The 22,022-nt window shown below is 67.1% G+C and carries 17 protein-coding genes and 1 tRNA gene; 12 read left to right on the top strand and 6 right to left on the bottom strand.

Annotation, left to right across the window (positions count from 1 at the left end; genetic code table 11):
- Positions 1-128: 128 nt before the first annotated feature.
- Positions 129-917 (bottom strand): shikimate dehydrogenase family protein, encoded by a 789-nt coding sequence (locus tag CVM50_RS21065; RefSeq protein WP_085890111.1) that lies wholly within the window; start codon positions 915-917, stop codon positions 129-131.
- Between the two features lie 114 nt (positions 918-1,031).
- Here CVM50_RS21065 and CVM50_RS21060 point away from each other — a divergent pair, with 114 nt between their 5' ends.
- The 12 genes from CVM50_RS21060 to minE all read left to right on the top strand — a co-directional run bounded on the left by CVM50_RS21060 (position 1,032) and on the right by minE (position 14,575).
- Positions 1,032-1,949, top strand: coding sequence for a LysR family transcriptional regulator (locus CVM50_RS21060; protein ID WP_085890112.1), 918 nt, complete (start codon positions 1,032-1,034; stop codon positions 1,947-1,949).
- A 97-nt stretch (positions 1,950-2,046) separates the two neighbouring features.
- Complete coding sequence (locus CVM50_RS21055; protein WP_157792264.1) at positions 2,047-3,198, top strand: chorismate-binding protein; 1,152 nt, start codon at positions 2,047-2,049, stop codon at positions 3,196-3,198.
- A gap of 412 nt (positions 3,199-3,610) precedes the next feature.
- Positions 3,611-5,140 carry an ABC transporter substrate-binding protein gene (locus CVM50_RS21050; RefSeq protein WP_085890114.1) on the top strand — a complete coding sequence of 510 codons (1,530 nt, stop codon included), beginning with the start codon at positions 3,611-3,613 and terminating at the stop codon, positions 5,138-5,140.
- A 75-nt stretch (positions 5,141-5,215) separates the two neighbouring features.
- Entirely contained in the window at positions 5,216-6,169 is a 954-nt protein-coding gene (locus CVM50_RS21045) for an ABC transporter permease (RefSeq protein WP_085890115.1), read from the top strand.
- Positions 6,169-7,017, top strand: a complete 849-nt coding sequence (locus CVM50_RS21040; RefSeq protein WP_085890116.1) for an ABC transporter permease — start codon at positions 6,169-6,171, stop codon at positions 7,015-7,017. The genes CVM50_RS21045 and CVM50_RS21040 overlap by 1 nt, the downstream gene beginning before the upstream one ends.
- Positions 7,017-7,826 (top strand): ATP-binding cassette domain-containing protein, encoded by an 810-nt coding sequence (locus CVM50_RS21035; protein WP_085890117.1) that lies wholly within the window; start codon positions 7,017-7,019, stop codon positions 7,824-7,826. The genes CVM50_RS21040 and CVM50_RS21035 overlap by 1 nt, the downstream gene beginning before the upstream one ends.
- Positions 7,823-8,584, top strand: coding sequence for an ABC transporter ATP-binding protein (locus CVM50_RS21030; protein ID WP_085890118.1), 762 nt, complete (start codon positions 7,823-7,825; stop codon positions 8,582-8,584). Before CVM50_RS21035 ends, CVM50_RS21030 begins: the two co-directional genes overlap by 4 nt.
- Positions 8,585-8,599: 15 nt before the next feature.
- Positions 8,600-9,382 carry a DUF1684 domain-containing protein gene (locus tag CVM50_RS21025; protein ID WP_085890119.1) on the top strand — a complete coding sequence of 261 codons (783 nt, stop codon included), beginning with the start codon at positions 8,600-8,602 and terminating at the stop codon, positions 9,380-9,382.
- A gap of 440 nt (positions 9,383-9,822) precedes the next feature.
- Positions 9,823-12,333 carry a cation:proton antiporter gene (locus tag CVM50_RS21020; protein ID WP_085890120.1) on the top strand — a complete coding sequence of 837 codons (2,511 nt, stop codon included), beginning with the start codon at positions 9,823-9,825 and terminating at the stop codon, positions 12,331-12,333.
- Positions 12,334-12,678: 345 nt separating this feature from the next.
- The gene (minC, locus tag CVM50_RS21015; protein WP_085890121.1) at positions 12,679-13,425 is read left to right on the top strand and encodes a septum site-determining protein MinC; all 747 of its coding nucleotides are present in this window, start codon (positions 12,679-12,681) and stop codon (positions 13,423-13,425) included.
- Positions 13,422-14,270: a septum site-determining protein MinD gene (gene minD, locus CVM50_RS21010; protein ID WP_085890122.1), complete on the top strand. Its 849-nt coding sequence runs from the start codon at positions 13,422-13,424 to the stop codon at positions 14,268-14,270. The genes minC and minD overlap by 4 nt, the downstream gene beginning before the upstream one ends.
- Positions 14,267-14,575 carry a cell division topological specificity factor MinE gene (gene minE, locus CVM50_RS21005; RefSeq protein ID WP_085890123.1) on the top strand — a complete coding sequence of 103 codons (309 nt, stop codon included), beginning with the start codon at positions 14,267-14,269 and terminating at the stop codon, positions 14,573-14,575. The genes minD and minE overlap by 4 nt, the downstream gene beginning before the upstream one ends.
- A 137-nt stretch (positions 14,576-14,712) precedes the next feature.
- On the opposite strand, the gene CVM50_RS21000 is transcribed toward minE, so the two are convergent.
- From CVM50_RS21000 to CVM50_RS20980, 5 genes are all read right to left on the bottom strand, one after another.
- Positions 14,713-15,051 (bottom strand): hypothetical protein, encoded by a 339-nt coding sequence (locus CVM50_RS21000; RefSeq protein WP_085890124.1) that lies wholly within the window; start codon positions 15,049-15,051, stop codon positions 14,713-14,715.
- Positions 15,052-15,148: 97 nt separating this feature from the next.
- Complete coding sequence (locus tag CVM50_RS20995; RefSeq protein WP_085890125.1) at positions 15,149-18,877, bottom strand: AAA family ATPase; 3,729 nt, start codon at positions 18,875-18,877, stop codon at positions 15,149-15,151.
- Positions 18,878-18,880: 3 nt separating this feature from the next.
- On the bottom strand, positions 18,881-20,110 hold the full coding sequence (locus CVM50_RS20990) for an exonuclease SbcCD subunit D (RefSeq protein ID WP_085890126.1): 1,230 nt from the start codon (positions 20,108-20,110) through the stop codon (positions 18,881-18,883).
- A gap of 391 nt (positions 20,111-20,501) precedes the next feature.
- Positions 20,502-20,599: transfer RNA gene (locus CVM50_RS21655), tRNA-OTHER, on the bottom strand.
- A gap of 58 nt (positions 20,600-20,657) precedes the next feature.
- On the bottom strand, positions 20,658-21,386 hold the full coding sequence (locus CVM50_RS20980) for a tyrosine-type recombinase/integrase (RefSeq protein WP_085890128.1): 729 nt from the start codon (positions 21,384-21,386) through the stop codon (positions 20,658-20,660).
- Between the last annotated feature and the right edge of the window lie 636 nt (positions 21,387-22,022).

Raw genomic sequence — 22,022 nt, 5'->3', positions numbered from 1 at the left:
TTTTCGATGCCGAGCCGATATGCCTGCCCGGCACGGATCGCAACATTGGACCAGCCCCGCGCGAACGAAAAGCCCGGACTCAGTCGAGAAGCATAGCCCCAGGCTATGGATTTCCCATCAAACTAGCGTCACTTCGACCAGCCGAAGAGGCGCAGGACAAGCGGGATCTGCGCCAGGGCCATGGCGCTGCCGGGCTGGATCCGCGCGCCCAGGGCCTCCGCCTGACGCAGGAAGGGGGTGACCGGCGGCTTGGTGACGACGTCTCCGACCGTGGCGCTAGGGCGCAGGCCGGTCAGCGGGTGCACGGCTGACGTGCCGTCCAGTCCGATGGCGGTGGCATTGATCACGAGGTCATGGGCCTCGACGCTTTCCGGCACCGCCACCCGCTGCACCGAGCGGCCAAGCGCCTCGGCCAGCGTCGTCGCCTTGGCTGCGTCCGGATCCACCAGCTCCAGCCGGGCGACGCCGGCGGCCACCAGCGCCGCCGCAATCGAGGCGCCGGCCCCGCCGCAGCCGAAAAGCAGGGCGCGTTGCCCCACCGGATCGGCCCCGGCCTCTCTCAGCGCGGCGACGAAGCCGGCTCCGTCGGTATTGTCACCGGTCAGCCGCCCATCGGGCGCCCGGATCACCACATTCGCCGCGCCGACCAGCCGCGCCGCCGGGGTCAGGTCGTCCACCATCTCTGCCATGGCGACCTTGTGCGGGGCGGTCACCACCGCGCCGTCGCAATTGGCGATGCTGCGCAGTGCGGCGATGAAATCCGAAAGGGCCTCGGGCGCCACGTCGACGGGGGCCATGATCGCGTCGGTGCCGCTGTCATGGGCCCATGTGTTGACCCCCGCGGGCATGGCCGTGTGGGCGATCGGATGCCCGATCATGTAGGCCAGGCGGGCGGCTGCGGTCGGGGAACTGGGCATGTCTGGGCACCTCGGAATTTACTTCGCCGCGCAGAACGTCCTAATGTGAGACCTCTGTCAAGACAGGGACTTTCCGCCATCCCCTCGCGCAAGCGACAGCAGACGGGTCAAAAATTGCTTTCATTTCGACAGCTTGAGGTTTTCCGCGCGGTCATACTCACCGGGTCCATCAGCGGCGCGGCGCAGCAGCTTGGGATCGCTCAGCCCACGGTGACCAACACGATCCGCCGCTTGGAGGATGTGCTGGGCATTCAGCTGTTCAACCGATCCGGAGCCCGCCTTCGGCCCACGGCGCTTGCCCGACAGATTTTCGACGTGGCAGCCCCGTCGATGACCGCCTTCGAGCAGATTACCGATCGGGTCAACGACATGGTGCGCGGGAAGGGCACCATGTTCCGCATGGGCGTCTCGCCCTCGGTCAGCCAGGCTCTGGCGCCGCGCAGCCTGTCGATCTTCCGCCGTCGTCGGCCCGAAATGAAGCTTCGGATGGACACTTTGTCGATGAAGCAGAACCGCGATTACCTCTGGATGGCGGAAGGGACCTGCACGGTCACCATCTTCCCCCTCGACGATCCGGGCATCAGTTCATTCCGGGTCTCCTCTGCGGGCATGGTCTGCGTGGTACCGCAGGACCACCCCCTGGCCACGAAAACCGAGGTGACGGTGCATGACATCGCGGAGGAGCCGCTGATCTTCTTTCACCCCAACACCCCGCACGGCGCGCTGGTGCGCCAGATCTTTGAGGCGGCGGGGATTGAGCCCAATATCTCCATCGAGACCCGCTTTGCCGAAACCGCGCCGCACCTGATGCGCGAGGGGTTCGGCATCGCCCTGCAGGATCAGCTTTCGGCCATGGGGGTCACGAACCCCGCGCTGAAGGTGTTGCCGCTGGCAGGAACACCACGCCAGCCGATCTCTCTGCACTGTCGGTCCGACAACGTCGAGAACATCGAGGTGCAGGAGGCCCGGCGCTGCCTGCTGCAGGCCGCGTTGGAGTTGGGGTTGCCGGATGAAACCGCGTTTACGTCCTGACCTCATAGTCCGGAGCTATGGTTCATCATAGTCTTCGATCTGGACGGCAGGCCGCGCTCGCGCGCAAATTACCTCCCGACGAATGAGGAGGTTTCCATTGCCTATCAATGACATGCAGAGAGATGCCTGCAAACGCGCCAGCGACGCCGGGCTGCCCTTCGCTCTCTGGCGCGATCCCTTCGGGAGATCCTTTACCGCGCTGATCTCGACGACACAGCCGGAGAACGAGCCCGTTTTCGGCGACCAGACCGCCCCTGGTTTCGTCATGGCCCCGTTTGATACCGAGGACGGCAGTCAGGCCTGGACACTGCCGGCAGATGTCGTGATTTCGGACGACGGCCCCCTCTATCGTGACGGTATCGCGCTGGTCGACCACCCGGTAAGCACGGCCCAGAGGCGCATCACCGATCCGGCGCACACGCCCCCGTCGGCCCTCAGGACGCCAGACGGCGAAAGCCCTGATCCGACTGATCGGGAGACCTACATGGAACGGGTCTCACGCGCCGTGGCCCGTATTCGCGCGGGCGACTGCGACAAGATCGTTCTCTCACGCATCGATCCGCGCACCTTGCCGGAGGATCGCGACCTTCTGGACCTGGCAGAAGGTCTGGCAGAGCTTCACCCCCATGCGTTCGTCTGCCTGGTCTCGTCGGGGCCAACGGGCACTTGGCTGACCGCGACGCCCGAAATCCTGCTGGCCAATGATGAAAACGGGATCCGGACCATGGCCTTGGCCGGCACCCAGTGGCCCGAGCCCGAGACCGATATCGCCTCGCTGACCTGGCCCCAGAAGATCATCGACGAACAAGCCCTGGTGGCCGACTACATCCGCGAGGCCTTTGCAGCCGAAGGGTTCGAGGACGTCGACGAAACCGCGCCCTACACGGTACGCGCGGCCAACCTTTGCCATCTGCGCTCGGACTTCAGCGCGCCGGCTGGCAGCCAAGAGGCGCTTGGCCGGTTGCTGGGGCGCCTGCATCCGACCTCTGCGGTCTGCGGCATGCCGAAAGAAGCGGCGCGGGCGTTTATAATGGAAGAGGAGGGGCCGACACGCCGTTTCTATACCGGCTACCTGGGGCCGCGTGGCCTGAACGGAGGAACCCAGCTTTACGTGAATTTGCGCTCTGCCAGCATTTCCGGCAATCAGATTTTCCTGCACGTGGGGGGCGGCATCGTCGAAGCCTCGGACCCCGCCATGGAATGGCAAGAGACGGTCGAGAAAACCAAGACCATCAGTGCCGTTCTGTAGCCGCAGGCGGCCACAGGTCTAGGGTCAGGCTTCGACGGTTCTGTCGCCACGCCTGACCCTGGCACCGCTGAAAGATACTGCTGCCAGACTGATCCGGAGCCGACGTGGCCGAGCCGCACGGCTCACGGACGCCCGTCGGCTTTGCACCGGGTCTGGTCATTCGCTGCCCGGGCGGGCCGTTTGGCGCAGAGACCCGCAATCAAGGGCAGCAGCCGGAGGGCAAGATCGTTCAGCTCTCGCATCTCGATTTGCCGTCATTCTCGGGCCTGTTCGGCAGAAGATTTCGCAAGCTAGCAAAGAGTCCGGGTGCGCCTCTCGGACAGGGTGATATTGTCTTCGGACGCCCCGCATGCTTCGATGCCGCAGTCCGTGACATTATCGTCCGCCAACAAGAACCAACAGGACTTCCCCCATGCTCTCCAGAACAGACATGATTCTCGGTGCGCCGCTTGCGCGCGGCCGGGCCGCCCTTGCGACGCTGACGGCCGTTTCCGTCCTTGCGCTCTCGTCCGCCGCCGCCATGGCGCAGGACTACGACCCGCAGGCCGTGGTGAACATCGGATCGCTCTACGAGCCGCAGAACCTCGACAACACCCAGGGCGCGGGCCAGGGTATCAACGAGGCCTTCAACGGCAACGTCTACGAAGGCCTCTTCGTGCTCACCGACGACGGTGATGTCGAGCCCAAGCTGGTGGACAGCTACGAGATCAGCGACGACGGGCTGACCTATACCTTCACGCTGAAGGACGGCGTGACCTTCCACTCCGGCGAGACGATGACCTCTGCCGACGTGAAAAGCTCGATCGAGCGGGTCACCGCGGAAAATTCCGCCAGTTCGCGCAAGAAGACCCTGGCGGTGATCGACAGCATCGAGACCCCGGACGACAAGACCGTGGTGGTGACCCTGAGCGCCCCCTCGATCTCGCTGCCCTACAACCTGTCCTATGTCTGGATCGTCAATGACGACGCCGGCGACATCAGCGCCAGCGAGGACGGCACTGGCCCCTACACGCTGCAGGAATGGCGGCGCGGTTCGGCCCTGGCCATGGTGCCCTTCGAGGACTACTGGGGCGAAGAGCCCACCAATGGCGGCGTGATGTTCCAGTATTTCACCGACGCCACGGCGCAGAACAATGCGCTGCTGACCGGCGCGGTCGACATCATCACCTCGGTGCAGAGCCCGGACGCGCTGTCGATGTTCACCGACAACCCGGATTTCACTGTGTCCGAAGGGGCCTCCACCACCAAGGAGCTGATGGCCTACAACGACCGCGTCGCGCCTTTCGACAATGCCCAGGTGCGGGCCGCCCTGTCGCGTGCCGTGGACAAGGAAAAGCTGCTGCAGGCGATCTGGGGCGACTATGGCACCCTGATCGGGTCCTTCGTGCCGCCGACCGACCCCTGGTACGTCGATCTGACCGACGTGAACGCTTACGATCCGGAAAGCGCCAAGGAGATGCTGGCCGAGGCGGGCTATCCCGATGGTTTCTCCTTCACCCTCGACACGCCGGATTACGATCCGCATCCCGTGGTGGCGCAATTCCTGCAGAACGAGCTGGCCAAGATCGACGTGGACGTGAAGATCAACATCATCACGGCCAACGAGTGGTACACCAAGATCTACAAGGCGCATGATTTCGATGCGACCCTGCAGGAACACGTGAACCACCGCGACATCGTCTTCTACGGCAACCCGGATTTCTACTGGGGCTACGACAACCCCGAGGTCACCCGGCTGATCAGCGAAAGCGAGAGCGCGCACAGCATGGAGGAACAGACCGAAATGCTGACCGAGGCGAACAAGATCATCGCCGAGGATGCCGCCAGCATGTGGCTGTACCTGTATCCGCAGATCGTCGTCTCCACGTCGAACGTCTCGGGCTATCCGCTGAACGGCCTGAACTCGCAGTTCTTCGCGTATGATATCCAGAAGGCTGACTGAGGCCTCTGATCGCGCGCTATGAAAGGGGCCGCGCCATAGGGCGTGGCCCCGAAACGTCCGGGGAACGGGATCAACATGCTCAGATACATTTTGCGACGGCTGGTGATCCTGCTGCTGTCGCTGTTCATTGCCGCGGTGGTGCTTTTCGTGCTGTTGCGCCTGCTGCCGGGGGATCCCGCGAACGCGCTTGTCGGCGTGGGCGCCACACCCGAGCAGATTGCCGCGGCGCAAGCGCAACTTGGGTCTGATCAGCCGCTCGGCGTCCAGTTCCTGTCCTACCTGGGGGACCTTGCGCGGTTCGACCTCGGCAATTCCTTCGTGTCGCGTTCGTCGGTGCTCGACGAGATATCGCGGCGTCTGAGCGTGACGCTGCCGCTGACACTGGCCGCCTTCGTGCTGGCGCTGGTGATTGCCATTCCCCTCGGGATCCTGGCTGCGGTGAAGGCCGATCGCTGGTACGGGCTGCTGCTGTCGGTGGTCTCGCAGGTCGGCATCGCGGTGCCGGTGTTCTGGCTGGGCATCCTGCTGGTCTATGAATTCTCGCTGAACCTGCGGCTGCTGCCCTCGGGGGGCTTCCCGCTGCGGGGCTATGCCGATCCGGGGCGCGCCATCGAGTCGATGGTGCTGCCGGTGCTGACCATCGCCATTGTCATGTCGGCCTCGCTGATGCGCTATGTGCGTGCGGCGACGCTGGAGGTGCTGGGATCGGATTTCCTGCGCACCGCACGGGCCCTGGGCGAGAGCCATACCGGCGCGCTGATGCGCCACGGGCTGCGCAACGCCGCGGTGCCGGTGGTCTCGGTGCTGGGCATCGAACTGTCGACCACTTTCCTTGGGGCCGTTGTGGTGGAGCAGGTGTTCTCGCTGCCGGGCATGGGCTCGATGCTGTTGCTGGGGATCCAGCAGCGCGATTACCCGAACATCCAGGGCGTGCTGATCGTTTCGACCCTGCTGGTTCTGCTGACCGGGTTCTTGGCGGATATCCTGCAACGGGTTCTTGATCCGCGCCTGCGCAAGGAGGCCCGCTGATGTCTGCTGAAAGCACCGAACTGCCGCGCCGCCGGCGGCGCGGCAACGCCACTTTCTGGCTGGGACTGATCCTGGTGGGGGGGATCGTTCTCGCCGGGATCGTGTCGTTCTTCTGGACGCCCTATGCGCTGTCGGACATGGCCGGCGGACGGCTGGAGGCGCCGAGCGCGGCGCATTGGGCGGGCACCGACCGCCTGGGCCGCGACCTGTTCACCCAGCTGATGATCGGGGCGCGGATCGCGCTGATCGTGGGCTGCGGCGCCGTGGCCATCGGCGCGGTGATCGGCGTGGCGACCGGGATCCTCGCGGCCTTTGCCACGCGGTTCCTGGATGATGCGCTGGCGGCCTTCTTCGATATTCTGATCGCCTTTCCGACGCTGCTGATCGCCATGCTGGTGGTGGCCGCGCGCGAAGAGGCCTCTCTCGGGACGGCGATCCTGGCGCTTGGCATCGGCCTGTCGCCCATCGTCGGTCGGATCACGCGGATCCTGACGAAACAGGTGCTGGGGCAGGATTACATCACCGCGGCGCGGGTTTCGGGCACCTCCTGGGGGGCCATCGTCTACTGGCACATCCTGCCGAATATCGTGCCCTTCCTGGGGGTGAACCTGGCGTTGCAGTTCGGCCTGGCCGTGATGGCCGAGGCCTCGCTGTCCTATCTCGGGCTGGGCGCGCCGCCGCCCAATGCAAGCTGGGGGCGGATGCTGCAGGAGGCGCAGGGCACGGTCTATACCGCGCCATGGGGCGCCGTCTTGCCTGGCCTGGCGCTGTTTGCGTTGGTGATCGGGATCAACCTGCTGGCGGACGGGCTGCGCGACCGTTTCGACCCGGCACGGAGGGACGGATGATGAGCGATCTGTTGACTGTGCGCGGCCTGACGCTGGCCACCCCGGACAAGGTGCTGGTGGAGGGCCTGTCCTTTTCCATCGCCCCGGGCGAGCGTTTCGGCCTGATCGGTGAGAGCGGGTCGGGCAAGTCGCTGACCTCGCTGGCGGTGACCGGGCTGCTGGCGCCATCTATCCGGCCCGCGGGCAGCATCACGCTGGCCGGTAAGGAGATCATCGGCGCGCCGGAGAAGCGCCTTGTGCGGATGCGCGGTGATGCGGTGGCCACGGTGTTCCAGGAGCCGTTGACGGCGCTGGATCCGCTGATGCCTCTGGGCCGGCAGATCGCCGGGCCGGTGCGCCGTCGCTTGAAACGCAAGGGGCAGGAAGCCGGTCGGGTCGCCGTGGCCCGAGAGGTGCGGTCGCTGCTGGAACTCGTGCGCCTGCCCGAGCCGGAGCGGCTGATCAGGTCCTATCCGCATGAGGTCTCGGGCGGCCAGCGGCAGCGCGTGGCGATCGCCATGGCGCTGGCCTGCCAGCCGCGCCTGCTGATCGCGGACGAACCGACAACCGCGCTTGACGTGACCACCCAGGCGGAAATCGTGCGCCTGATCACCTCGCTGGTCGAGGAATTGGGCATTGCGCTTTTGTTCATCAGCCATGACCTCGCCGTCGTGGGGCAGGTGGCCGAGAGCGTGATGGTCATGCGGGACGGGCGGATGATTGAAACGGGACCGGCGGAGCAGGTGCTGACCCGGCCCGAAGACAGCTATACCCGCAGTCTCGTGGCGGCCGCGCGGCGGTTCGACGAGGCGCTGGAGGGACAGCCATGACGTTGATGTCGGTAGAAAATGTCGGGTTCGCCTATGGCTCGGGGCGGCGGGTGCTGGAGGATGTCTCCTTTGCCGTGCCACGCGGCGCCAATGTCGGCCTGGTGGGGGAAAGCGGGTCGGGCAAATCGACCCTGCTGCGGCTGATGCTGGGGCTGGACAGCCCGCAACAGGGACAGATCCTGTTCGACGGCGCGCCGCTGGAGGCGCGTGACCGGACGTTCATACAGGGCTACCGCAAGCGGGTGCAGGCGGTGTTCCAGGATCCCTATTCCTCGCTCAACCCGGCGCACCGCATCGGCCGGATCGTGTCCGAGCCGCTGCGCTCGCTCAAGGTGCCCGGCGATCACCGCAAGATGGCCGAGGAGGCAATCACATCGGTCGGGCTGAGCGCGGACACGCTGGATCGCTTTCCGCATCAGTTTTCCGGCGGGCAGCGGCAGCGGATCGCCATTGCCCGCGCCATCGTGGCCCGGCCCGAACTGGTGCTGGCCGACGAGGCGGTGAGCGCGCTCGACCTGTCGACGCGGGTGCGGGTGGTCGACCTGTTTCAGGAAATTTCCGAGCGGATGACGATGATCTTCGTGTCGCATGACATGGGGGTCGTCGCCGCGCTCTGTGACCAGATGGTGGTGCTGGATCGCGGTCGGATCGTCGAGGCGGGCGCCACCGCCGAGATCCTGCGCAATCCGCAGCATGCCTATACCCAAAGCCTTCTGGCCAGCATCCCGCGGATGCCGGAAGGCCCCGTGACCCCCTAGTTTCAAGGACATGACATGACCGTTTCCCCAGAGTTCCAACAGGCCCATGCCGCCTGGTTCGAGACCCGCATGGCCAAGCTGACGGCCGAGGACGGCTGGCTGAACCTGCTGGGCCGTTGGTGGGTAACCCCCGGCACGCTGAGCATCGGGCGCGGTGCGGCCTGCGATGTGCGCCTGCCCGTCGGGCCAGAGTTGCTGGGCCGGTTGACCCTGAACGGCGACGATACCGGTGTCTTTGAAGGGACGGACGGCGAGGCAATCCTGCTCGACAAGGCGGCGGGTGCGTTTGCCTGGCGGGCAGATCGCTTCCTGCTGGAGATCACCTCTCTCAACGAGCTGCGCGCGCTGCGTATCCGTGATGCGGAGTCCGAGGCTGCGGCACAGATGAAGCCGATCGCGTTCTTTCCGCTGGACCCGGCCTTGCGGATCACGGCCCGCTGGGAACCGCTGCCCGAACCAATGAACCTGACCCTCGACACGATCATCGGCGTGCCCACGCAGGTGCCGGTGACCCATGTGGCGAAATTTGAATTCGCGGGCCGCGAGATGGCCATGCTGCCGACCTATGGCACCGCCGACCGGCCGCAGTTCGTGTTCCGCGACCTGACCTCGCTCGACGATACCTACGCGCACATGCGCTTTGTCTTCGGCGAGGAGGTCACCGAGGATAGCGCGGTGCTCGATTTCAACCGGGCGACCAACCCGCCCTGCGCCTTTACCGCCCATGCGGTTTGCCCGCTGCCTCCGCGCGAAAACCTCTTTCCGGTGCGGATCGAAGCAGGGGAACGCCGTCTCTGACGGGCAGCACCGCCTCTTGCGGGCGGTTTCGAGGGTGGTCCTTGGCGCTCTGCAGGCCGTGAGCCGTTTGGCGGCACATCAGGTTACCGAGACCCTGGAAAGGCGAGAGGGTCGGGCGGGCGCCTTGAGGCTTGCCTGCCTGAAAGCGGAGCCGGAAAAGGGCCGGGGCGGAGGCCTCGGCTCTTCGCTGTCGCCAGCCTTTCCTTTTGGTCGGAAGAAAGCGCCGCACGGGATCAGGTGCAGTCCTTTCGATCGGACGCCAAACCCTCAGGTGATCGTCCGACTGGGAACCTGCCTCGCCTGGCACGCAAGGCAGCTTTGCGCGGGGTTTGAGAGCCTGCCGCTCCGGTTGGCAGGAGCCGCGTTGACAAGACCGTCATATCTGCCCCGGAAACCACTTTTGCCGATGCCCTCACCGATCCATCTGATATTTTGGGGGCATGGACATTGTTCTGATCACGACCGTCATTTCCTCGCTGTTCCTCGTCATCGGCTTCGCAGAGCCCCTGGCGGCGCGGTTGCGCCTGCCGTTCAGCGTGATCCTGGCCAGCCTTGGCATCTTGATCGGTGTCGGCGCGATCTTCCTGTTGCGGACCGAGCTGACCGACGCGCTGAACCCCGTGGCCGAGGCGATCCTGGGCCTGCCGATCCGGTCCAACGTATTCCTCTACGTGTTCCTGCCGACGCTGCTGTTCCAGGCGACGTTGGGGATGGACCTGCGCCGGATGCTGGACGACTGGGTGCCGATCCTGATGCTGGCCGTGGTGGCCGTGGTCGCGGCAACGCTGTCGGTGGGCTACGCGCTGTCCTGGGTCAGCACGCTGCCGCTCGCGGCCTGCCTGCTGGTCGGCGCGATCATCTCCACGACCGATCCATCCGCCGTGGTCTCGATCTTCCGCTCGATCTCGGCGCCGCGCCGCCTGTCGCGGATCATCGAGGGCGAGAGCCTGCTGAACGACGCCGCCGCCATTGCGCTCTTCGGCCTCTTCATGGGCTTTGTCATGCTGGGCGTGCCGGACCCGAAGCTGGGGGATGCGCTGGCGCGGTTTCCCTTCCTGATCGGCGGCGGGGCGGTCACGGGCTGGCTGGCGGCGCGGATCGCCCTGGGCATCATGGGCATGTTCGGGCGGCATGAGCTGGCGCAGATCTCGATCTCCGTGTCGCTGCCCTACCTCGCCTATATCGGCGCGGAACAGAGTGTCGGGGCGTCAGGGGTCATCGCCGTGGTGGCCGCCGGGCTGACATTGAACCTGACGGGGCCGGGGCGCTTGCCGCCACAGGCCTGGACCAACCTGCGCGAGCTTTGGGACGTGCTGGCGCATTGGGCGGGCGCGCTGATCTTCATCCTGGCGGCGCTGCTGGTGCCGCGCCTTCTGGAAGAGGTCCGGATCGAGGATTTCGTCCAGGTCGCCGTCGTGATCCTGGCAGCCATCTTCGCCCGGGCGCTGATCCTCTTTGTCCTCCTGCCGTTGCTGTCGGCCCTGAAATTGTCGCCGAAGGTCGAACAGCCCTATCGGGTCGCGATCCTCTGGGGCGGTCTGCGCGGCGCCGTCACCCTGGCGCTGGCGCTGGCCGTGACCGAAAGCTACCGCGTGCCGGACGATGTGCAGCGCGTGGTCGGCATCCTGGCCACCGGCTTCACGCTGTTCACGCTGCTGGCCCAGGGGACGACGCTGCGCTGGATCATCGGCAAGCTGGGGCTGGATCGCTTGTCCCCGATTGACGAGGCGCTGTCGCGCCAGGTGGTCGCCGTGTCCCTGCAACAGGTGCGCGAGGATCTGGCGCGCACCACCGAGAACTACGAGCTGGGTCGCGACACCGTCCGCACCGAGGCGAAGCGGTTCGGGGAGCGGCTGCAGGAGGCCGTGCGGCTGGCCGAGGACAGTGCCGACATCCTGGACCGGGACCGGATCACGCTGGGTCTGATCGCGCTGGCCGGGCACGAACGTGACACGATCCTCGCCCGGGTTCGGGAACGGACGATCTCGGCCCGGATGGCCGAGAGGGTGCTGGCGGATGCGGACCGCCTGATCGAGGGGGCTCGCTCCAACGGTCGGAACGGGTACAATCGCGCGGCCCGTCGCAGCGTGGCCTACGGCCGTGCCTTTCGCGTGGCCGTGTTCCTGAACGCCCGGTTGCGCCTGTCGCGACCGCTGGCCCAGCTGACCGCGGCCCACTTTGAACTGCTGCTGTCGCAACGGCTGGTCCTGAGGGATCTCGGCAGTTTCATCACCGGACGCATTCGCCGCATCCACGGCAAGCGGGTCAGTGACCTGCTGTCGGGTCTGCTCGCACGACGTATCGAAATGGTCGAAACCGCCCTGGAGGGGCTGCGCCTGCAGTATCCGGGCTATGCCGAGGAACTTGAACGGCGCTTCATCCGACGGACCGCGCTGCGTCTGGAAGAACGCGAATATGCGGCGATGCGGGAGGACGCCCTGATCGGCGCCGAGGTCTACACCAAGCTGATGGCGGACCTCGACCTGCGCCGGGCCGCAGCCGAGGAGCGCCCGAGCCTGGACTTCGCGCTGCGCCGCATCGAGCTGGTGCGCCAGATTCCCCTGTTCGCCGGTCTGAACGAGCGCGACCTGAAACGGCTGAGCCGCGTGCTCCGCTCCCGCCACGCGAATGCCGGTGATGTCATCGTCCGTCGGGACGGGGCGGCGAAAAGCGTGTTCTTCATCGCGTCCGGGGCGGCAGAGGTCGAGACGGCGGGTCAGACCTGGCGCCTGGGCCGGGGCGAGATGTTCGGCCAGATGTCGATCCTGATGAAGAAGACGCTGCGGTCGGAGGTGCGCGCGATCGCGCCGTCGACCCTGCTGGAACTGGACGAGGTGCGGTTCCGCCGTCTGCTGAGCCGCAGCAAGCCCCTGCAGGAGGCGGTGCGCGCCAGCGCGAAGAAGCGCGGAATCTCGCCGGAGGAGCTGTTCGGGGAAACGGAGGCCGCGTGAGGCCTACCGCTCTGGACCGGATCTCGGCCTTGTTCTTGTCCGGCGTGCGTCCCGAAAGGGGCGTAGGGTGACCCTTCGGGATGTCTGAAGGCCGGGCCGAAGTGGCGCAGATGGGGTCCCGGATCGAGACCCCGTTGACGGGGGCGCAGTCAGCTGTCATGGGCGCGAGGGCGGTGAGCGGATCGCCTCCTAGTCGGGAGGGTATGGAGGCAGAATTCTGCGCAAATCTCCTGCGGGGGATGTAAGGCGATGCCAGCGCCGCGCGAACTGGATTACCAGCGCCAAAAAAGAAGAAACAGCGCGGGCCAATCCGCGCCACTGGACGAGAGCAGGAGCACATTTCACGTGCCAACACATCAGACAAACGGCCGAAGCGGGCGCGCTTCGGTAGCGGCGCGGCCTTTCCAGCTGCGCGGCAGGTTCATCACCGCGGTCGGGCTGCGCCTTGAGGCCGAGAGCCTGGATGAGGCTTTCTATTCTATGCTGGACGAACAGCTGCGCAGTGCGCCCCAGCTTCTGCTGGATGCGCCGATGCTGCTGGATCTGTCCAAGGTCCCGGGGCTGACCGACACGCAGCAGGTGCGGGCGCTGGTGGACGCGCTGCGGGCGCGCAACCTGCAGGTTTTCGGGGTCGAAAACGCCACCGATCCGCAGCGTCGGATGGCAGAGGAACTGGGCCTGATCCCGGTTCTCATCGGTCGCGACGCCCCGGTGGAAAAGGTCGGCGCCGATCGGCGGCGCAAGGCGGACAAGCTGCTGCCCCCCGACAACCTGCTGATGACCCAGCCCATTCGCTCGGGCCAGGTGGTCGTGGCGGAACGGGGCGATCTGACGGTGATCGGGTCGGTCTCTTCGGGGGCGGAGCTGATCGCGTCGGGCAATATCCACGTCTACGGCAACCTGCGCGGGCGCGCCTTTGCCGGCGCTTACGGGGACGAGACGGCACGGATCTTCTGCCAGCGGCAGGAGGCCGAACTGCTCGCCATCGCGGGGATCTACAGGACCAGTGAGAGCCTGGGCGACGATATGCGCGATCAGTGCCTGCAGGTATTTTTGAAGGATGACGGTTTGAAACTGGAGGCGGTCACATGACGACGCAAATTAAGGAGGAGGCCCCGTTGGGGAAGATCATCGTGATCACCTCCGGCAAGGGTGGGGTCGGCAAGACGACATCGGCCGCGGCCATCTCCGCCGGGCTGGCGAAGCTGGGGCACAAGACGGTCGTGATCGACTTCGACGTGGGCCTGCGCAACCTTGACATGATCATGGGCTGCGAGCGCCGGGTCGTGTTCGATTTCATCAACGTGATCCAAGGGGATGCGAAGCTGAAGCAGGCCCTGATCAAGGACAAGCGCCTGGATACGCTGTCGATCCTGCCCACGTCGCAGACCCGCGACAAGGATGCGCTGACCCAGGAGGGTGTCGAGGCGGTCCTGAACGAGCTGAAGCAGGAGTTCGACTACATCATCTGCGACAGCCCGGCGGGGATTGAGCGCGGCGCGCAGCTGGCGATGTATTTTGCCGACGAGGCCGTGGTGGTGACCAACCCCGAGGTTTCCTCGGTGCGCGACAGCGACCGGGTGCTGGGCCTCCTGGCCAGCAAGACCCGGCGGGCCGAAAGCGGAGCTGCGGAGCCGGTGAAGGCGCAGGTCCTGCTGACCCGCCATGACCAGGGCCGGATCGACCGGGGCGAAATGATGACGGTGGAGGACGTGCTGGAAATCCTGGCCGTGCCGCTTCTGGGGATCATTCCCGAAAGCCAGGCGGTGCTGCGGGCCTCCAACGTCGGCACGCCGGTCATCCTGGACGACCCGTCCAACGCCAGCCGGGCCTATGCCGACGCCGTGGCGCGTCTGACCGGAGAGGACGTGGAAATGCGCGTCGGTGATGAGCCCAAGCCCGGCCTGTTCCAGCGACTGTTCGGACGGTCGGCATGAGCCTGTTCGGTTTCGCCTTCAAGCCCCGCCGAGCCAAGACCGCGCAGACCGCCAAGGACCGGTTGCAGCTGCTTCTGGCGCATGAGCGCGCCAGCGGCGCCCCCGATATCGAGTTCCTGCCGCAGCTTCAGGCCGATCTGCTGGCGGTGATCCGAAAGTACGTCAAGGTCGACGACGACGATGTCGAGGTGAAGATGCAGCGCGAAGACGATGTGTCCAGCCTCGAGATCAACGTCGAGATGCCTGCCCGAGCGAAGGACGACGCCAAGGCAGATGCCGGGACGGACAGCGCCAAGAAGGCCTAGAGCCCTGACCGGCAAGGGCCGTGGCGCCACTCCGCCTGGCGGACGTCTGACATGATCGGGCGCCGGGCGGAACGAGCGCCGGCCTTCCGCCGAACCGCAGGCGGAGGGCAGGCCGGCGGTTCGGCCTGCCGCCGGGCTCAGGCCCGCTCCGGCACCGGCTGGCGGTCGAGCGTCCAGTACTTCGGGCCGCGTTCTGCTTCGAGCTCCGCCAGCAACTCGCGATGGACGGCGTGGATGCGCTCTGCCGTGATCGCCGCAGCGGGGTCCACCTCCTCGATCTCAATGCTCGTCTTGCCCTCGTAGAGATGTTCCCCCTTGAGCAGCCCCCGTTCGTCGTTGGGCCAGATGAAGGCCTGGCGGCTGGAGGCGTGATAGATGGTGTCATCCTCGGGCAGATCATAGCCCGCCGCCTTCAGCTCGGCCCCGCGGGCGATCTGGTGGAAGGTCAGCTCGTCCGCGATGCCCCAGTCGTTCACCGCAATGTAGTCGTCGGAGATGCCAACGGACCTGCGTGGTGCCCCAGATGCGACGGGCGAGGACGCCTGCGCGCGTCGCGCAACGCGGACATTCCCGTCAGGTGATCTTGAGGGCGATCTCGCTGGCGCCACCACCGGTCTTTGTCACCTCTAGTTGCACCGGGATGCGGTCCTTCATCGCCTGCACGTGGCTGATGACGCCGATGGTGCGACCCTGGGCCTGCAGCCGCTCCAGGGCGTCGATGGCCAGGTCGAGGGACTCTGCGTCCAGACTGCCGAAGCCCTCGTCGATGAAGAGCGTGCCCGCCAAGGCGCCCCGGCTGCCCATGCCCGACAGCGCCAGTGCGAGCGACAGCGAGACCAGGAAGCGTTCCCCGCCCGAGAGCAACCGGCTGGGCCGCGTGTCGCCCGCCATGTCGCGGTCGATCACATGCAGCGCCAGGTCCTGGTCGGCCACCGCCAGCTGGTAGCGCGGCTTCAGCTGGTCGAGGTGCAGGTTCGCGCGTTCCACCAGCATCGCGAGGGTGACAGCCTGGGCGATCTGGGCGAAGCGGTCGCCGCGGGCGGAGCCGATGGCATCGTTGATCGCCGCCCAGGTGTCGGCCACCTTGCGCGCCGCCTCGATCTCGGCCTCCAACCCCGCCAGCGCCTCACGCGCGCGGGCGTCGGCCTTGCGCCGTTCCGTCAGCGCTCCGAGGTCTTCGGACAGCGTGGTGGCCTCGGCCGCCAGCGCGTCCTTGCCGGACTGCAGATCCTCGCGCGGCGTCTCGGGCAGCCCCTCGGCCTGCAACGCGTCCCACTCCTGCCGGCGTTCGTCGCGGGCGCCCAGGGCGCTGGCGCGTTCCGTCTCGGCGGCATTGAGCGCAGCACGGCGGCTTTCGACCGCATCGGTCTCGGTGGCATGCAATGCCTGGACCCGGTCGACGTCCAGACCGGCGGCGGCGCAGGCCTGGGCCAGGGCCTCGGCGGCCCTGTCCCGGCGGGTGTGGACACGGGTGAGGGTGGCCCGCGCGGACGTCAGGCTGCCCACAGTCTGAGCCAGCTCCGCGCGGGCCTCGGCGTGCTGGCGCTGCGCTGCGCTGGCCGCCGCCTGCGCAGCCTTGCGCGCTTCGTTGTGGCGCGTGCGGTGCGGCCCGGTGGCCTCGCCCCCCAGCAGGGTGGCGCGGTCGGCGCTCAGGCTTTCCAGGGTTGTCTTGCGGCTGTCCCGGGTCTCGATTGCCTCGGTCACCCGGTTCGTGGCCGTCCGGGTGGCGCTGCGTGCTTCGGTCAAAGCGGGCATCTGGGCGGTACGGGCGGTTTCGGTCTCCTCGATCGTCTTCAGCAGGGCCCCGGCACGGCCGGCGGTCTCGCGCAGGGCGTCGAGGGCGGGCTGGCCGTCGGCGTCGAAGGTCTCGGGCGACAGGCCAAGGGCAGCGAGGGGATCGGCCAGCCGGGGCGCCAAGGCCGCGATCTCGCGCTGCGCGGTGTCGCAGCCACGGGCCAGGTCCTTCGCGTGCGCCTCGCTCTCGGCCAGGGCGGCGGTCAGGCCTGCCGCCTGCTCGGTCTGGGCGGTCAGCCGGGCCTGCGCCGTTTCGATCTCCTGGCCGAGGCGCTGATGGTCGCGGTCCAGCAACGCCAGCCGGTCGCGGTCCTCCTCCAGCGCGGGGCGGCGGGCCTCCAGCCGCTCCAGAAGGATGGCGAAGGCTGTGTCGGGGGCGCGGGGATCTGTCGGGAGATCCGGCAGGGCGCTCACCTCCAGCGCGGCGCATTGGCGGGCGTGGTCCTCGATCCGTTCGGCGAGGCGCGCGGCGAGGGCCGGGGCCTCGGAGTCCTCCCGGGCGATCGCGGCGGCCGCCTCGTCGCGTCGGGTGGTGGCGTCGCGCAGGGCCGCCTGTGCCGTGTCGCGGGCCTCGGTTGCTGTCTGCATCTGCTGGCGTAGATCCGTGGCGAGGCGCGCCAGGGCGGTGTTGTCCAGCACCGGATGTTCGGTCGCATGGCAGACCGGGCAGGGGCGGCCCGGCTCAAGGTGCTGGCGCAGGTGATCCGCCTCGGCGCTGATCGCCGCCTCGGCCGAGGCGACGGGGCGGGAGAGCGCGTCGATGTGGTGGCTTGCCGTCTTCAGCTCCTCCGTGAGGCGCTGGCGGTCCGCCTCGGCCTGATCGCGGGTGTCACGGGCGGCGCGCTGCCGGGCCGCGCTCTCGGCGATCGCGCGGTCGGTCTCGCGGACTTGGGCGGCGGCCTGACGCAGGGCGCGCAGATCGATGAGCTGCTGGCCGAGGGTCGCCAGCGCCTCCGCCGGGCCGGCGGCCTGCAGGCGCTGGCGCTCGGGCTGCAGGTCGGCCTGCTGCTGGCGCAGGTCGGCCAGCCGGGCGGTCAGCGCGGCGGCCTCGGCGTTGGCCTCGTCCCGGGTACGGGTCTGCGCCGCGGTGGCCTCCTTAAGTGCGGTGCGTGCCTCTTCCGCCTCACGCAGACGGGCGGCGGCGGCGATGCGAGCCTCCAGCCGCTCCTCCAGGGCGCTCCAGTCGTGGCGCAGAACCGCGTGGCCGGGGATCTGCTCAAGCGCGGTCTGTGCTTTGGTCCGCCTGTCGGCCAGAAGCTGGTCCTCTGCCTCCATCGCCTCCTGTTTCTCCTTGGCCGCCCCGGCCTCCCCCTGGCGCCGGGTCAGCTCCGTCTCGGAGCGGGCCAGCTCCTCCGTGGCGCTGGCGATCCGGCTGTCGAGCTGCTCGGCCTTCGTCCATTCCGGGCCAAGAGCCTTGAACTCTGCCTCGACCTGATCGAGCCGCGCCTCTGCCGTGGTGACGGCCTCCGCCAACGCCTCAACGGCTTCGCCCTGTTCTCGCTCCGCTGCGGTCAGCTGCGCCTCGGCCTCGACCGCCTCGCGCAACGCCGCTTGGGCGGCCTGATCCTCGCGCAGCTCGCCGCGCAGGGCCTGGGCGCGATCCCAGTCGGCCAGCCAGGCCCGCTGGTCCGCGAGCCCGGTGAGGGCCGCCTCCGCCGCGCTCACACGCGCCTCGGCGCGGGCGAGGGCAGTCTGGGCCGCTTCCTGCGCGGCATAGCGCCCGAGGTCGGCTGTCACCTGGGTCAGCTTTGCCTCGTTCGCGGTCTTGCGTTCGCGCAGGGTCTCGGCCTGACGTTCCAGCGCGGCGCGGTCCTCGGGGCTCAGCAGCTGGTGCTCGCCACGCCGGGTCTCCAGGGTCTGCAGCGCGGACTGGGCGCCTGTGTTGCGCTCGTAGATGCGGCGCGAGATGTCGCGGTAGATCTGCGTGCCGGTGACCTTCTCCAGGATCGCCGCCCGCTCACCGGTCTGGGCCGACAGGAAGGCGTCGAAGTCGCCCTGGGCCAGCAGCACGGTGCGGCGGAACTCGTCATAGGTCAGGCCGGTCAGCTCGCTCACCCGGTCGTTCACGCGCGACAGTTGGCTTTCCAGCACCTGGGCGTCGGAGACGCGCAGCAGGCTGCGGTCGACGGCCTGCAGGCGCCCGTCGATGCGGTCGCGCGCCCGGCGGGCGGACCAGCCGGCGGTGTAGACCTCGCCGTCCGTGGCGCGGAAGGTGACCTCGGCCAGGCCCCGCGCCGCGCCCCGGCGCAGCACCATGCGCGCGTCGGTGGCGCGCAGGGCGGAGCCGTCGACATCCTCCACCGCCTCCCGCGTGCCGCTGCCCGACAGGCGCGGGCAATCGCCGTAGAGTGCCAGGCACATGGCATCCAGCAGGCTCGATTTGCCGGCGCCTGTCTCTCCGGTGATGGCAAAAAGGCCGGCACTGGCCAGCGGTCCGTCGTCCAGGCGGATCTCAAAGGGCTTGGCGAGGCTGGCGATGTTCTCGCCCCGGATCGTCAGGATCTGCATGGCTCAGACCTCCGCCAAGACATCGCGGAAGGCCGCGAGGTGGCGGTCCTCCGGGGCGAAGCCGTTCTTCGTCTCGAAGGCCCGGGCGAAGAGGTCTTCGGGGCTGGTCTCACCCAGCGAGGGCGCGGGTGCGGCCGGTGCGGCACTGTCCTCGGCGGCCCGATGAATGCGGATGCCAGCGGGGCGGACGGGCGCGTCGCGCAGCAGCGCCTCGGCCCGGCCCATCATCACCGAGGGCGCCTCCTCGGCCAGCAGTTCGACATAGACCAGCGGACGCAGGTTCACGTCCTCGACCGGGGCGATCTCGGCCAGGGCGGTTTCCAGTTCGGCCAGGGTCAGGGTGCCGGAGGCGGGCAGGCGCAGGACCGGCGCCGGCAGGGGGATCGCGTGGTGGGTGGCGCGGATGTCGCGGCCCTCGATATCGAGGATCGTGACCCCATGGCTATAGCGGATCTCGGAGGCCGAAAGCGGGAAGCAAGAGCCGGAATAGCGCACCCGCCCGCCGTCCAGCGATTGCGGCCCGTGCAGGTGGCCAAGGGCCACATAGTCGATGCGGGGCGGGTAGATCTCGGGCGGGACGGCGTGGGATCCACCGATGAGGATCCGCCGCTCCGCGCCTTCGGCCTCCAGCCCGCCGGTGCAATGCAGGTGCCCCATGGCAATCAGGGGCAGATCCCCCACGCGGGGCAGGGCGGCCTCGGTCAGTTCGGCGTGGAAGCGGCGGGCGGCCTCGATCACCGTATCCTCGCCCTCGTCACTGGCGAAGCTGAGGCCAGAGAGGTCGGCGGCGCGCAGGAAGGGGATGGCGAGGACGTAGAGCGCGGGCACCCCGTCGGGGCCGGGGCCGGGGCCGGGCACGGGGATCAGGTGGCGGTTGAGATCAACGGCCCCGTCCTTTCGGTGCACCGTGCCGATGGTGTGAATGTCGAGGCTGTCCAGCACGTCGCCCGGCGCCTCCAGCCGCAGGGCCGGATCGTGATTGCCGCCGGTGAGGATGATGCGCAGGTTTGGCAGGCGGGCCTTCATTGCCGCCATGGTGCGGTAGAACAGCCGCTGGCTCTCGCCCGAGGGGTTGGTGGTGTCGAAGATGTCGCCAGCCACCAGCAGCAGGTCGATCTGCTCGGCCACCATCAGATCGGTCAACGCCGCGAAGAAACGCGCATGTTCGGCCTCGCGGGACCAGCCGTTCAGGGTCTGGCCGATGTGCCAGTCAGCGGTGTGCAGCGCGCGCATGGGGGGCTCCTTCGATACTGCGGGCAAAGTCGCGGGGACGGGCGGGAGCGTCAAGGGGCTGGCCAATGCCGCAGGGACCGCCGTTGATCAGGATCGCACGATCTGTAAGGGCCATGACATCTACCCTGCACGGGCTTCGAAGCTCGCGATTTCTCAGCTTGCTGAGGTGGGCTGCGGTGACGCTGAGATCCAAGCCGTGACGGGGCAGTTGACCCAGGTGGTCGCATCCTGTCGTTCAAAAGCCGACAAAAAGCGGCTCTCGAAACAGGCGCAGATGCGGCGCTGCCAGAACGGGAACAGAACGTAAATGTGGGCTCAGGGTACGGGCTGCATCGAAAGTCAACGAGGCAACACGTGTCGCATGGAAATGGAAAACCACGCAAAATAAAGTTGGTACCCAAGGCCGGACTCGAACCGGCACGCCTTGCGGCGGGGGATTTTGAAACGCATCAATCCCTTACTTAATCAACGGCTTGAGTGTTATTGGGTCACTCAGACATTTCGGGAACTTTCGTGAACCTGTGACCCGCAGAATATGGTGCTTGGCTTAGTCCAAGCGCGACTGCGCCGACCTGCTGAGGCGTTTCCGATTGGCCATTTTACGGTAGTAGGCGACGATCTCGGCACTCTGCCCGGTTACTGCCTGAATTTCAGCGTCCCCGCATCCTGCTTCGGCGAGTTCGACCACGGCGAGTTTGCGCAGACCGTGCAGGGTGAAGGGGCTGGCGCGCTCGCCGAGCGTTTCGCGCCACTTCCGAAATGCCTTTTCCACCCCGCCGTAGCCAACCGGTTCGCACGAGTTCTTCGCCAAGATGTGTTCGCCTCGGCGCGGCCAGGTCGGCAGATGCTCTCTCAGACGAGCCGGGCAGTAGACGTCGAATTCCTTCCCTCCTTTCTCATCCCGCACGGTCATCCACTCGCCTGAAATCTGATCGTGACGCATGGCAATCGCAGCGCTCGGTCGCTGTCCGGTGTAGCGGATGAGCGTGGCCGCGATGCGAACGTTCTCTGGTGCCGTTGTCAGTTTCTCGAGCATCCATTCTGGCCATGGAGCCATTTCACGGGCGGGCTTGTACGCGGCGAGCCCCTTCGCTGGGTTCGGTCCCATAGGCCAGTCCAGTTCCCGCTCCGCGTAGTTCCAAAGCAGGCTGATCGTTTGGGCATATCGGCTAGCCTTGCGTGGGGTACCGGACATGGTTTCCAGCGCAGTCCGAACCGCCTGCCTCGTGGTCCTGCGCATGTCCTTTGAGGCGTTCTTCTCCAGGATCGCGTCCATGGTCCGTCGGTAGCTTGCCCGTGAGCTAGCCGCCAGCTTCCCTTGTCCTTTGATCGCGTCTCGCCGCCAGGCAATCACGCAGTCCCGCCAGGTGTATTGTGCTGGTGTCTGTTGCGCGCTGTGCTTGCCCGTGTGGGCGAGCCAGTAGAGGCGGTCCAGTTCCTGTGGATCTCCACCCCAGTTCAGGAAGACCTGGCGGGCTCGCTGCCGCCCGCCCTCGGTCCATGTGACACGGTAGACGGGTATCCAAGCATTGCGCTTCCATCGCCATAAGAGGCGAGGCTTCGCGATCTTTGGCTTGGGTGGTCTCAAAGCTCAAAATCTCCATTTGGCAGAGCGGCTCGGCCATCCAGAGTTGCCCGAATGTGCTCCACCAGCCACCTCTCATGTGTTCCGATCACGATTGGGCCAGGCAGAGCGCCTTGGCTTACGAGGCGTCGGAAATCAGTAAGGGGCATATCGAGCATCTCAGCAGCATGCCGTTCTCTGACGGCTAAAGGTGATTGTGATCTCATGCCACGTCCTCCTTCTCAGCCAGCTGCCCGCAGTTCGCCTTCACCACCGCCGCTGCCACAGGCGGACAGACAGAGTTCCCGACGCAGCTGACCTGGGTGTTCTTGGTGAAGCTGCGCCAGT

This window comes from Pseudooceanicola marinus (genome assembly GCF_002786295.1).
Classification (GTDB): domain Bacteria; phylum Pseudomonadota; class Alphaproteobacteria; order Rhodobacterales; family Rhodobacteraceae; genus Pseudooceanicola; species Pseudooceanicola marinus.
The sequence above is the reverse complement of the archived record's forward strand: the minus strand, read 5'-3'. Positions and strand labels throughout refer to the sequence as shown.

Coding starts and splice junctions, on each gene's coding strand:
- CVM50_RS21050 (WP_085890114.1), top strand. CDS start 3,611: ATGCTCTCCAGAACAGACATGATTCTCGGTGCGCCGCTTGCGCGCGGC.
- CVM50_RS20980 (WP_085890128.1), bottom strand. CDS start 21,386: ATGGACGCGATCCTGGAGAAGAACGCCTCAAAGGACATGCGCAGGACC.
- minD (WP_085890122.1), top strand. CDS start 13,422: ATGACGACGCAAATTAAGGAGGAGGCCCCGTTGGGGAAGATCATCGTG.
- CVM50_RS21030 (WP_085890118.1), top strand. CDS start 7,823: ATGACGTTGATGTCGGTAGAAAATGTCGGGTTCGCCTATGGCTCGGGG.
- CVM50_RS21020 (WP_085890120.1), top strand. CDS start 9,823: ATGGACATTGTTCTGATCACGACCGTCATTTCCTCGCTGTTCCTCGTC.
- CVM50_RS20995 (WP_085890125.1), bottom strand. CDS start 18,877: ATGCAGATCCTGACGATCCGGGGCGAGAACATCGCCAGCCTCGCCAAG.
- CVM50_RS21045 (WP_085890115.1), top strand. CDS start 5,216: ATGCTCAGATACATTTTGCGACGGCTGGTGATCCTGCTGCTGTCGCTG.
- CVM50_RS21035 (WP_085890117.1), top strand. CDS start 7,017: ATGAGCGATCTGTTGACTGTGCGCGGCCTGACGCTGGCCACCCCGGAC.
- CVM50_RS21025 (WP_085890119.1), top strand. CDS start 8,600: ATGACCGTTTCCCCAGAGTTCCAACAGGCCCATGCCGCCTGGTTCGAG.
- CVM50_RS21065 (WP_085890111.1), bottom strand. CDS start 917: ATGCCCAGTTCCCCGACCGCAGCCGCCCGCCTGGCCTACATGATCGGG.
- CVM50_RS21040 (WP_085890116.1), top strand. CDS start 6,169: ATGTCTGCTGAAAGCACCGAACTGCCGCGCCGCCGGCGGCGCGGCAAC.
- minE (WP_085890123.1), top strand. CDS start 14,267: ATGAGCCTGTTCGGTTTCGCCTTCAAGCCCCGCCGAGCCAAGACCGCG.
- CVM50_RS20990 (WP_085890126.1), bottom strand. CDS start 20,110: ATGCGCGCGCTGCACACCGCTGACTGGCACATCGGCCAGACCCTGAAC.